The 12015-nt window shown below is 38.1% G+C and carries 14 protein-coding genes; 6 read left to right on the top strand and 8 right to left on the bottom strand.

Annotation, left to right across the window (positions count from 1 at the left end; all coding sequences use genetic code 11):
* Positions 1-69 precede the first annotated feature (69 nt).
* The 3 genes from CKW02_RS03935 to CKW02_RS03945 are packed head-to-tail and all read left to right on the top strand — an operon-like array spanning position 70 to position 1730.
* Positions 70-540, top strand: a complete 471-nt coding sequence (locus tag CKW02_RS03935; protein WP_050944791.1) for a low molecular weight protein-tyrosine-phosphatase — start codon at positions 70-72, stop codon at positions 538-540.
* Positions 541-560: 20 nt separating this feature from the next.
* Complete coding sequence (locus tag CKW02_RS03940) at positions 561-893, top strand: YtxH domain-containing protein (protein WP_003218013.1); 333 nt, start codon at positions 561-563, stop codon at positions 891-893.
* A gap of 18 nt (positions 894-911) precedes the next feature.
* Positions 912-1730: a YihY/virulence factor BrkB family protein gene (locus CKW02_RS03945; protein WP_044139737.1), complete on the top strand. Its 819-nt coding sequence runs from the start codon at positions 912-914 to the stop codon at positions 1728-1730.
* Between the two features lie 308 nt (positions 1731-2038).
* Here CKW02_RS03945 and CKW02_RS03950 read toward each other — a convergent pair whose 3' ends face one another.
* Both CKW02_RS03950 and CKW02_RS03955 read right to left on the bottom strand, forming a co-directional pair.
* Positions 2039-2437, bottom strand: a complete 399-nt coding sequence (locus CKW02_RS03950) for a GNAT family N-acetyltransferase (protein WP_231953220.1) — start codon at positions 2435-2437, stop codon at positions 2039-2041.
* 16 nt (positions 2438-2453) lie between these two features.
* A complete protein-coding gene (locus tag CKW02_RS03955) occupies positions 2454-3617 on the bottom strand; it encodes an MFS transporter (protein ID WP_003218010.1) in 1164 nt (387 codons plus the stop codon).
* 75 nt (positions 3618-3692) lie between these two features.
* On the opposite strand from CKW02_RS03955, the gene CKW02_RS03960 reads away from it, so the two are divergent.
* The 3 genes from CKW02_RS03960 to CKW02_RS03970 all read left to right on the top strand — a co-directional run bounded on the left by CKW02_RS03960 (position 3693) and on the right by CKW02_RS03970 (position 6052).
* A complete protein-coding gene (locus CKW02_RS03960) occupies positions 3693-4070 on the top strand; it encodes an OsmC family protein (RefSeq protein ID WP_003218067.1) in 378 nt (125 codons plus the stop codon).
* Between the two features lie 64 nt (positions 4071-4134).
* Positions 4135-5202, top strand: a complete 1068-nt coding sequence (gene cax / locus CKW02_RS03965) for a calcium/proton exchanger (protein ID WP_003218016.1) — start codon at positions 4135-4137, stop codon at positions 5200-5202.
* A 67-nt stretch (positions 5203-5269) separates the two neighbouring features.
* The gene (locus CKW02_RS03970; RefSeq protein ID WP_034620914.1) at positions 5270-6052 is read left to right on the top strand and encodes a YfkD famly protein; all 783 of its coding nucleotides are present in this window, start codon (positions 5270-5272) and stop codon (positions 6050-6052) included.
* 38 nt (positions 6053-6090) lie between these two features.
* On the opposite strand, the gene CKW02_RS03975 is transcribed toward CKW02_RS03970, so the two are convergent.
* From CKW02_RS03975 to CKW02_RS04005, 6 genes are all read right to left on the bottom strand, one after another.
* Positions 6091-6657 (bottom strand): stage II sporulation protein M, encoded by a 567-nt coding sequence (locus tag CKW02_RS03975; RefSeq protein WP_003218027.1) that lies wholly within the window; start codon positions 6655-6657, stop codon positions 6091-6093.
* Entirely contained in the window at positions 6650-7312 is a 663-nt protein-coding gene (locus CKW02_RS03980; RefSeq protein ID WP_003218054.1) for an ATP-binding cassette domain-containing protein, read from the bottom strand. Before CKW02_RS03980 ends, CKW02_RS03975 begins: the two co-directional genes overlap by 8 nt.
* Positions 7313-7326: 14 nt before the next feature.
* Positions 7327-8883, bottom strand: coding sequence for a hypothetical protein (locus CKW02_RS03985; RefSeq protein ID WP_003218047.1), 1557 nt, complete (start codon positions 8881-8883; stop codon positions 7327-7329).
* 18 nt (positions 8884-8901) lie between these two features.
* Complete coding sequence (locus CKW02_RS03990) at positions 8902-9615, bottom strand: YIP1 family protein (protein ID WP_080550351.1); 714 nt, start codon at positions 9613-9615, stop codon at positions 8902-8904.
* A gap of 578 nt (positions 9616-10193) precedes the next feature.
* Positions 10194-10913 (bottom strand): YebC/PmpR family DNA-binding transcriptional regulator, encoded by a 720-nt coding sequence (locus CKW02_RS04000; RefSeq protein WP_003218036.1) that lies wholly within the window; start codon positions 10911-10913, stop codon positions 10194-10196.
* Between the two features lie 260 nt (positions 10914-11173).
* On the bottom strand, positions 11174-12010 hold the full coding sequence (locus CKW02_RS04005) for a mechanosensitive ion channel family protein (RefSeq protein WP_003218032.1): 837 nt from the start codon (positions 12008-12010) through the stop codon (positions 11174-11176).
* Between the last annotated feature and the right edge of the window lie 5 nt (positions 12011-12015).

The raw sequence follows: 12015 nt of genomic DNA on the forward strand, positions 1-12015 counted from the left end.
GGGCTTGATATGATAGAGAAAAGGTTTTCGAAAAGAACTCTTAGGGAAAAGATAGGAGGAGAATGAAGGATGATTCATGTGTTATTCGTGTGTCTTGGCAATATTTGCAGGTCACCGATGGCAGAGGCCATATTTAGAAAAAAAGTAGAAGATGAGGGGCTTAGCGAGCACTTTGTGATTGATTCAGCAGGTATTGGCGGCTGGCATCAAGGCAGTCCTCCGCATGAAGGAACGCGAAAGCTGCTTGATGAAAAAGGCATCAGCTATGAAGGAATGTCCGCAAGACAAATCATGGATGAGGACATCACAACATATGACTATATCATTGCGATGGATGCTGAAAATGTAGGGGCACTTCGCAGTATAGCCGGCTATGGGAAACATCACTTTATTGGCCGTCTTCTTGATTTTGTAGAAGACGACGATCGAGATGATGTGCCAGATCCTTATTACACTGGGAACTTTGAGGAAGTCCATGAATTAATTGAAACAGGAATTGACCGTTTTTTGACGTATGTAAAGAAAGAGAACCACCTTTAACTGAAAGGAGATCAGACGAGATGGAAGAAAAAAATCAAATCGTGCTCCGAGGAGCTCTCTTAGGTGCAGCTTGCGGCGCATTGCTGACTTTATTTCATCGGCCAACAAGAATTGCACTCAAAGAAAAATGGAATGACTGCCAGCAAAAGCTTGATGAGTACCGTGAGGAGCCAGGCAGAATATCGGCTTGCATGAAAGAAAAGATGGAAGAAACGAAGCAGCTGATGCGAACAGTCTCAGATGATTTGTCATTTTTAAATGAACAGGTCAATCAGTTAAAGGAAACAACCCCAAGGGTATTAGAAATTATTGAAGAAACAAAGGATCACTTTCAATCGAAACAGACAGATTGATCATTGGAGATGAGGCGTATGGGTTTTATTAAAGCGTTAATTGAACGCTTTTTGTTGCATGAAGGACCGGCAAAATCTGCTGAGCTTGCCTATTTCTTTTTGCTTTCATTATTTCCGTTTCTCATCTTCGTGCTGACGCTGGTCGGGTATTTGCCGCTGACGTCAAAGGATGTCCTAAGCGTCATTTCTGGCTATGCGCCAGAAGGAGCGCTTTCGATGATTGAATCCATTGCCGAACAGACGCTGAATAATCGAAACGGCGGGTTATTGTCGTTCGGGATTATTGCCGCCCTTTGGTCAGCATCTAACGGCATTAATGCCGTCGTCAGAGCATTTAACCATGCTTACGAAGTTGAGGAGAATCGTTCCTTCATTCTCGTACGTTTAACATCGATCATCTTAACGATCGCGATGGTTTTGACCATTATATTTGCCCTGATGCTACCTGTCTTTGGCAAAGAACTCGGTTTATTTGTCGCTAAATTAGTTGGGCAGTCAGACGCCTTTCTCACCGTATGGACTGCAATGAGATGGATCATTAGCCCGCTGATTTTATTGATTGTTTTTACATCCTTATACTATTTTGCTCCAAACATTAGGCTGAAATTAAAATTTGTTCTGCCAGGTGCCATTTTTGCATCGATTGGATGGATTTTGGTCAGCATGCTATTTTCATTTTACGTAGGCGAGTTTGCCAACTACAGTGCGATGTACGGAAGCATTGGGGGAATCATTATTTTAATGATCTGGTTTTATTTAACCGGCATCATGATTATCCTTGGCGGTGAGCTCAATGCGCTTTTACATAAGCGTAAAATCGTACCAGGCAAACTATAAAGAAATCCGGGCATCCTAAAGAAGAACGATCAAGTTCAAACTGAATGGATGGGGGAAATCACATATGTCCAAACAATCGAAAAAAGGCGGAAGCAATACGAAACAAAACAAAGGCCATCAGCCTAAGCACAAAACAAGCGGCAGTGCGAACGGGCAAAATGGATATCACTAAATGAAAAAAACTCCTCTGCATGTGTGCAGGGGAGTTTTTCATTCACAATCGTATATATCGTTTAAGGATAAAAGCGGCATCAGGCTTTGACTCATAGTGAGGATCTAGCTCGAATCCGGCATTCATTGCTACAGGTTCACTTCGAACATGACCTACGGGACAAAAAATCATCAACTTTTGAAGAAAATGTTTCTGTCATATATTTCACGATCGTTGTCACAATGCCTCGACCTTGCACGTCTTGACGAATCCAATAACCGATATTGCCTATTTTCTGATTAAACGTCAGGCGGAACACCCCGATCAATTGGTCATTCAGCTTAATGCCAGCTTCCAACCCTTTTTGTTCATTGTAGATGGTTTGAGTCGATTGAATAAACGTTTTGACATCCTCTATGCTTTTGCAGTGATGAACCCACGGTAGCCATTCCCCTAAATGAGCCTGATTCTCTTGAATAAGCTCCAATAATGTGTCCGCATCATCTAATTGTAGAGATGCTAAAGTCAATTCATTCGTGACGTCGTATGAAAACAAAGATCGACCCTCCATTTTAATGACTTTCCACCACTGCCGCCGTTCGCCCAAATCGAACGCAGAAAAATACGAATAATATCACGATGCTGACAAGGTAAAGTAAATTCATTCCTTCAAACGTTTGCACAAAGATTCCACCGAGAACAGGCCCTAGAATACTTCCCGCACTAAATGCCATTCCGCACATCAAATTTCCAGCAGGAAGCAGATGCTTTGGCAATAAGTCGGTCATATAACTGATGCCAAGTGAGAAGGTAGAGCCTACAGCCATTCCGGCAATAAAGAAACAAATCGCAACAGCTAAAACCGATTGAATGAAAATCCCTGCTAGTAGAAAAAAGAAAGACCCAACGAGAGTCACACATAAAATGATGCGGCGCCTGCCAAACCGGTCGCTGAGCATCCCGAGAGGCAGCTGAAAGACAATACTTCCAATGGCAAACGCAGGTAAAATAAACGCCACTGCATCCACTGTCACCCCGCTTCTGAGTGCATACACAGGGAAGTTGCTATTGAGTGTCGTTTCTAAAAAGCCATAGCAAAACGGCATCATAAAGGCGACCCAGCCAAATTGAAAGGCTTTCTTAAAGCGCTTCAAACTGTTTGTCTGCTCTGACGTCTGCACTTCGCCCGTATCTGGATATGTATTTTTCAAAACAAAAACAAGCAGCCAAATACATAAGCTAACAGCACCGGAAACAATGAAAGGTAAAGATGGATTGATTTCGATGAGTGGTGTTAAAAAAGGTCCAGCGGCAAAACCAAGTCCAAAGGATAACCCATACAATGAAATGTTTCGCCCGCGATTTCTCGATGACGACGCATAGGTCACCCACGTCTGTGTAGAGAAATGCAGCATATGATCACCAATCCCGATCATGAGCCGCAGGAAGAACCAGACAACATAAGATTCAAAAAACACAAAGCTGAACAAGCTTAAAAAGACAGCAGCGCCTCCAATGACAATTAACGGCTTAAATCCAAACCGGCGAAGCGGCGCTTCCATAAAGGGAGATGCTAGCAGCACGCCGAGATATAAGCCTGTGGCATGCAGTCCGTTTAACGTAGGAGAAGTCCCGGCATGTTCAAAAATAATCGAAATGACAGGCAATAACGCTCCCTGCGAAAAACCAGATACAGATACAAGTAAAATTAAAATCATAAAGTGAATTCTCGACATAAGAAGCTCCTTACAAGTTCATATTTTCATCGTACAATGGAACCATAGCGGTTTCAATAGAAAGGTGGAAAAGGAATGAAACTGATATACGAATCAGGCCGGTGGATCGCGGGAATAGATGAAAGGGAGCTGTATATATCAGCAAATGAAGAAACGGGGTACAGACCATCTCAATTATTCACTTCAGCTATTACTGGCTGTTTTGGAGAAATGCTCATTCATGTATGCCGGAAAAAGCGAATATCCTGGGAAGGGCTGACGATTACACCTGAAACGACAAGAGCAGGCGCTGTAAACAAAATCTCCCGTATTCATTTACATATTTTATTTGAAGGCGTCCGTACATCTGCTGAACAAATAGAGAAAGTCATTACACTGGCATTGAAGCATTGCGCGATGGTGCAGTCCGTGAAAGGAAGTATTGAAATCACCTTCTCACACGAGAAAATCTAAATGTATATGAAGCCGGCACTCACGAAAGAATAACAGTCAGACATATGTAAAGGAGAATGGCTGTATGAATCGTTTGTTTCTTGTGATTGTCGCAATTGGTGTGCCGCTATCGGTGATTGGCAGTTTTCTTCATTTTCCGCAAGTCATCATGTTTGCTGTGTATTGTATCGCCATTATTGGCCTTGCTAGTTTTATGGGAAGAGCCACAGAAAGTCTAGCTATCATAGCGGGCCCAAGAATTGGTGGGCTTTTAAATGCCACATTTGGAAATGCGGTGGAGTTAATTATTTCGTTTTTTGCATTAAAGCAAGGACTGACAGCCATCGTCCTTGCATCGTTAACTGGCTCAGTGATCGGAAACTTACTGCTTGTGGCGGGGCTGTCTTTTTTCGTTGGCGGTTTAAAATATAAGCGCCAAGTGTTCAATGTCCACGATGCAAGGCACAACTCGGGCTTGCTCATGTTTGCCATTATTGTGGCGTTTGTCATTCCAGAAGTGTTTTCGGTGGAGATGGCAGAGGATAAGCAATTTGTTTTAAGTATTGGCATTAGCATTGTGATGATTTTGCTTTATGTTGCAGCACTCTATTTCAAACTGGTGAGCCACCGTGGAGTCTATGTTGCCAAGCAGGAGACCTTGGATGGGGATGCGGAGACGGAAGAAGAAATACCTGAATGGTCTGGTAAGTTTGCCACTTTGATTTTGCTGCTTGCAACGATGGCCGTTGCGTACATTTCAGAGCGCCTCGTCCATACATTTGATACAGTGGGAGAACAATTTGGCTGGAGTGAGCTCTTTATCGGAGTCATTATTGTGGCCATCGTCGGCAATGCGGCAGAACATGCCTCTGCTGTCATCATGGCGTATAAAAACAAAATGGATGTTGCAGTGGAAATAGCTTTTGGTTCCACACTTCAGGTTGCGATGATGGTGGCACCAATCCTTGTCATTAGCTCGCTTTTTTTCAATACGCAGATGCCGCTCATTTTCTCCTTACCAGAGCTCATTGCGATGGCATCCGCTGTGTTACTCACAGTCATTTTGTCAAATGACGGAGATACCAATTGGTTTGAAGGCGCCACATTACTTGCTGCCTATTTCATTATGGCGATTGGATTTTTCCTTTTATAATCTTTTGTGGATAAGGGACGTCTTTGCGGAAAATACTATGGAAAAATGAATGAGAAAGAGTGATGATATGAAAAAGATGCCCCGCATCATGTTTGTTGTTCTCTTATCCTTAAGTTTTCTATACAGCTTTCCAGCGGAGGCGGCGAAGCCATTTAAGGTGCCATCGTCTGTCGCCAGTATTTCTAAGGAGAATACGTATCCGAATGCGTCACAGGATCAGCCATTGCTCCAGCCGAGCGAGCTGACAGCCGAATTGTTTAAAACAACGAATGTGCCGATTGAGAATACCCATTTGATCAAAATGCTGAATGAATCCAGCATTTCAGGGACGCCATTAGCTGTTGGTTACCGCGCGACCATTTTCCTTGGAAGATGGGCACTGAGCTATGATTCAAACGAAACGGTCGCCAACTGGGAATACAAAAAAGTGAATACGAATCATATTGATAACAGAGGCGGCAACAAAACAGCCATTGGCAAATACGTTCAAAAGCAGCAAGTGAAAGTAAGCGGCGGGCTCACAGCAAAAGTGCCAAGCCCAGAAGATGTGAAAACATTGATGATGCAAAAAGCCATTCAAAAAACCAAGCTGCCCCTCGCTTTTGACACCGTGATTGGCGCAGGAACAAAACGAGATCAGTCATACCACGTCTCTCCGAAAAAAGCAGCATCGCTTCATGCCTATGCACCAGCGATTAACGAAAAAGGAAAGGTGACATACGGAGAAGTGTACCTTGTGCTTAAAGGAAATAAACGCAAACTCGTCGTGAAAAACGTGACTTCACAAGGAATCGGCGCTTGGATTCCTGTTCAGGATCACTTGACGTTTGGGTTTCAAGGGATGAATTAACATAGTAAAACCCCCTCTTTCACTATAGAAGAGGGGGTTTAATTTGTCGTAAAGTTATGAATGTCAGGCGTGATATAAAACTCTATGATGGCCGAGAAAAATAATAGTATAGTTACTAGCACAAGCCCTGTACAAGTAATTTTACATATATTTTTAAAATTTATTTTCTTCTTTTTATCAAACAATAAAAGGATGGCCTCTTTCAGAAGGATAAAACCAATACCACCAGAAATCATAATAGCCATCAATTCGCTTATACCATGAGGTAAGATGAGAAGTAATGATTGTAAAGGATGCATTAAATACGGAATCGAAATTTTAAAAGCTCCACCAATCATTAATCCATTGATAAACAATATGTATACACTAGATAAACCAAAAGTGACCATTCCAACGATCATCATGATACATATAGATAAATTTTGAAAGAAATAATCAAAAAAATGACGTTGATCATTTATTCTAACAATATCCTCTGAATAATCTCCGTTTGTCATATAAAATCCCATGACCATTCCAATTGTTATGAAGAAAATAGAAGGTAAAATAAGCACTTTTAAAGCATGGTAAAAATCTTTTAAGTAACTCTTAATTGCTTTACTCATCAGTAAACAGCTCTTTTAAATTTTCTGTCGTCACGTTTGTTAATTGCTGATTCCGAAGAAGATATGTAGAGTGACTGAGATCTTCAACAAAATCTAAAGTATGTGATGAAAAAAGCACACTTCCAAATTGAAGAAATTCTTTTAACTTCTGAACTAATTTAATACAACTAGATGGATCTAGCCCATTAAAGGGTTCATCTAAAATAAGTAATCGAGGTTTTAATAAAAGAGCAAGTGAAATAGCTAATTTCATTTTCATTCCTTTAGAATAGTCTCTAATTAATTTGTTGGACAGGTAGTCAAGTTCAAAGAATGAAAGCATAGTATTGATTTCTGTTGAGTCTAATTTTTTGTTGTAGAGTCTAGAAACAAAATTGATATACTCGGATGCAGTTAAGTATTCATATACAAGAGAATCATCAGGTACAAAGAAAAGGTGACTTGAATAATGACGATCCTTAGGTTGCTTATCTAAAAAGCGGATAACGCCATCATCAGTTAATCGTATGCCACAAATGATCTCAAATAGAGTCGTTTTTCCTGCGCCGTTTTTTCCTATAATACCAACAGAATCATGTGGCTTAACATGAAGAGACAAATCATGGAGAATAGATTTGTTGTTAATTTGGACATGAATATTTTCTAACTTTAACATTTTACTTCCCCTTTTTACTTACTTAAATTAAGAAATTGTATCTTAAGACTAGAGATTTTCAAAATAATAAAAATAAATATCAAATAAATCAATGTAGAGATAATAAAAGCAAGGTAATGCTGTTTATCAAATATGATGATCATCAGTCCTTCAAGCAAAAAACAAAATAGAATTAGCAAATTCGCAGTCATTTTTGCTTTGCTTGAAGGAAGATTACTTACAAAATTTCTTTTAAATTCTGGATAACTAATGCTTGATAAGAAATAAATACAATTGAATAAGATCATTTGTGTTATTGCCATAACACAAATGAAAATAAAGAAAGGGAAAGACATTTGAAATATGATTGCAGCTATTGTAAAAAGGATAATGAACAGCGTGATATTAATTGAACTAGAGAGAATAATGTGACTTCGTACGATGAATTTGGGATGAATCCCAGTCAATTTCAGAAGTTGAAAACGTGCACCATGAAAATCGATGCTTGCGAGAAAGCAATATGTATCTGATAACATTTTAACAATGGCAGCTGACAGAATGATAAAAACTAAACTCTCATTAGCATTCATAAATGTTGGTATTCTATAATAAAGCAAATATAAAATAAGTATGATAGAAAATAGCGAGCTAAATAAAGGCAAGTATGTCATAATAATTTCTTGTTTTCTTTGTCTTTTGATGTAAGCAATCATTAACTGGATGAGAGACAGCTCCTTTCTTTCATGAAAGGAAAGGTGAGAAATCATTGTTTTAACCTTTCTTTTTTTTGAATTTTCACCAATGAAATGTGCTCTTACCCCATTAGAAAAAGAAGTTCGAATCAATAACATAACGATGATTAATAATGAAATTTGTAAAAAAATGATGAATTTATTTTGGAAAATTGTTGGTAAAATCGCAAAAGGCATTTGGGATATCCAGTTGAAAAACCAATTAAGCATTGAATGAGATTGGAAATCTATTTTGTTGGATAAAAAAATAACAGCTAATATAGACAAAACAAAAATTCTCAGAATTGAAAAAAACAATTGGTATGCTGTCGCAATATAACGGTACCCAATGACAGATAAGTAGAAAACCGCAAATTTCATTATATAAAGAAAGCATACAGAGTTAAGTGTAAATACAATGCCTAAAAAAACCGAACCTATTTGTGAATAATGATATAAAAAAAGTGTTGGAATAAGAATTGAAGAGATTAAAACCTCTTTCAAAAATGTGGTTTCAAAATATTTTGCTAGTAACAACTCGTGAAAAGAAAGTGGTGATACAATTAATAATTTCAGGTCATTTTTTGTAGATGTTTTATAAACAGTATTTGTAATGGATTGCTGAATTCCTGTTAATAAAAAAGTAATGATGAAAAAAGTTGATATGTAAAAGATCTCGTTATGTGAAAATAAATGATTGGTATATAATTGAGTCATTATAGTGGTAAAAACTGCGCTGAATAAAAGAATGACGGATAGAGCGACATAAACAAATAAGTCATTCTTTATTTTTAATTTTGGAAGTCGATAGTAAAAAAAAGATTTTTGTCTAAAATAAATATATGTTAGTACATTTCTCATTAGAAAAATGATTCTCCTTTATCTAAAAATATGAGTTATATCACTTCCGAAAAATATAATACATACCTCAATGATTACGAAAATTATCGCAATAGCAATTAATTTTTTTATTTTCATGTTGATTAGTACATGAAAGCCACATATTAACAACATATATCTCCAGATATTAAAGGGATTTATGATAAAGATGGCAAGGGCTGTTAGAAAATGATCGTACTGAGATATATTGGTGTTATCTAAAAATGGAAAGAATAAAAGGCTGATGGCAAAAAAGATTTTTGGCATTTGACTAAATCCATAAATTGAAATGGTCGTTTTGAAACTGATTTCTCTATCTAACATAAAAGTATTTAATAACAAATAGATGGTAAAAGAAGTAATGAAAAAAGTCATTAATGAAAAAAAACTCATACCTAAAGCTATTAAATATAACCACTTGCTTTCCACATGTTCAAAGCGTTCAAAAATGACTTGAATATAAAGTAAGGGTATTAAAGCAGAAAATAATAATGGAAGAGCTATGTTAGGTTTTTTATTAAGAGAGTACATCAATTCTAATGGCTGATAAAAAATCTTGAAAAATCTCATAACGTAAGAACAACCTTTCATTAAAAGAGGAGAGAATCCTCTCCTCTTTGTTAAATCTCGTATACTACCAGTGTATTGCCTGTTGTGTTCCCCACTTTGCGACAGCACCTCTAATAAGTGGGTAAGCAATTGCTCCCCAGCCATACGTAGCACCAGCAAGTCCTATTATCGTTAGAATTCCTAAACCATTATTTACAGCATTAACTATTTCCGTTGCTGTTGCAATAGTTAAAAAAAATTTCGTGGCTATTTCAAATATCAACGTCTACACCCCCTTTCATGACTTTTTGTCCTTTTTGTTTCTTACCTCACTTCTATAAAAGTCAATAACATTAAATAATAACCAAGCAAGGAAAAGGAAATAGATAATTTTTGTAAAGTGAGAGAAGTTGTTAAAGATAAGCCCCATAGTAATAAATGGTATGATCATAAATCCAAAATACTGTTTCCACCATATTTTAAAAATAATAACACCACCTAACTTTTATATATAAAATTATGTATTATTTCTCGTAATCACTATAATACAACTAGACAAAGGAGTAGTAAACCTTTTTTGTTAAATTTTACACAAAAATATAATATTTAACTTTACTCTATTAAGATACGTTTTTCCTAATTTGAATATAAAGTTTTGCTTTCAAAAGATATGATGAGTTTTAAATAAAAAAGCCATAACATAAGTTTATTTAAATAAACTTATGTTATGGCAAAATTTCCTTTTATTCCCCTAAATCCACATTATGATAAACCTGCTGCACGTCTTCAAGCTCTTCTAATACATCGATCAGCTTTTCAAATTGTGCTTTCGATTCATCATCTAATGTCACTTCATTTTGAGGAAGCATTGTGATTTCAGCGACAGTAAATTCTTCGACGCCGGCTTGTTTGAATGCTTCTTGTACTTGATGGAATTGATCTGGTTCAGCGTATACAATCACTGTTTCATCTTCTTCCATGATGTCACGTACATCAACGTCTGCTTCCATTAAAAGCTCAAGCGTTTCTTCTTCACTTTTTCCTTCGACACCGATGACAGCTGTTTGGTCAAACATGTAGGCAACAGAACCGCTTACGCCCATGTTTCCACCGTTTTTCCCAAATGCCGCACGAACATCTGACGCTGTACGGTTCACGTTATTGGTGAGGGCATCAACGATCACCATTGATCCGTTTGGACCAAATCCTTCGTAGCGCAGCTCATCGAAATTCTCTTCCGCACCGCCTTTGGCTTTTTCAATGGCACGGTCCACGATGTGTTTTGGGACACTATATGTTTTTGCACGTTCTAGGACAAAACGAAGTGCTTGGTTTGATTCTGGGTTTGGCTCACCTTGTTTGGCAGCCACATAGATTTCACGCCCGAATTTTGCGTAAATACGACTTGTACTGGCATCCTTTGATGCTTTCTTTTCTTTAATGTTGTTCCACTTACGACCCATCTTATTCACTCTCTTTCACTTAGAAAATACACAGTATGAGGGTCCCCATGCTGCATGAAATCATTCTGCTTTCTATTATACATGAATTAGTCAAGAGGATAGAAGTTAGAGGGGCTGAATTAAAGCGAATTCTTAACGGATATGTCCAAGCTGTTCAAGCGTTTCATGTTTTTCGAGAGCCCGAGTCAGCTCGGCGCACCTAATAAATAAAGAAATAATAAGAGCCGATGATATAAAAAATAACCCCATCATAAATGAGGTTATTTTGCAGGCTGGGGATAAACGAGATCTTCAAGCAATTTGACATCATGCTGATGAAGTTGTTTGATCATTTCTTTTCGGACAGCGAGGGCGGCATCGAAGTATTTTTCGTCTTCGACCATTCCTTTCACTGTGATCTCAATCCCGCGGTTCAGCTTGTTCAGACCCATAATGCCATGGACTTGAAACGGTTCAATGGCATGCTGGAATTCATCTTTTTTAAGAAAATCATGATGCATTTGATTTAAATTGTCACAGGCCGTTTCGAGTGCTTGAAAGGCGGTGTCTGGGTTTTGATTCGCACTAATTAATACAGACTCCGTAATCCGCATGTAGTGCATGTTATAGTTTTGAATTTGCCGGATGTCTCCGTTAGAAATGGTTAACAGCTTGCCGCTCCATTCTCTAATTTGCAAAGAACGGAGACCAATTTCTTCAATCGTTCCATTAAAGAGGTTATTCACTGTCACATAATCCCCTTTATGAATCTGACGTTCATAGATCAGGAAGATGCCTGCTAAAATATCGCGAATCAGCGTCTGGGCGCCAAAACCGATGACGATCCCAGCAACACCGGCACCTGCAAGAATTTTTCCGAAATCATGAAAGAAGAGAGAAATGACATAGAATACAAAGCAAATTGAAGCTGTGTACTTCGTCACAGATTTGACCAAGCTCTCGATCGTTTTCTTCTTCTTATCTTCAATAAACTCCGTTCGTTTAAAGAAAATCTGAAGGGCTTTGTTGATGATAAAGACGGCAAGCCAAAGAACAAGTCCAACAATTAGAATTTCAATGTATTTGTTCTTGACCACTGTCAGAAATGTATCGTCCATCTATC

The sequence above is a fragment of the Bacillus pumilus genome (genome assembly GCF_900186955.1).
Taxonomy (GTDB): Bacteria; Bacillota; Bacilli; order Bacillales; family Bacillaceae; genus Bacillus; species Bacillus pumilus.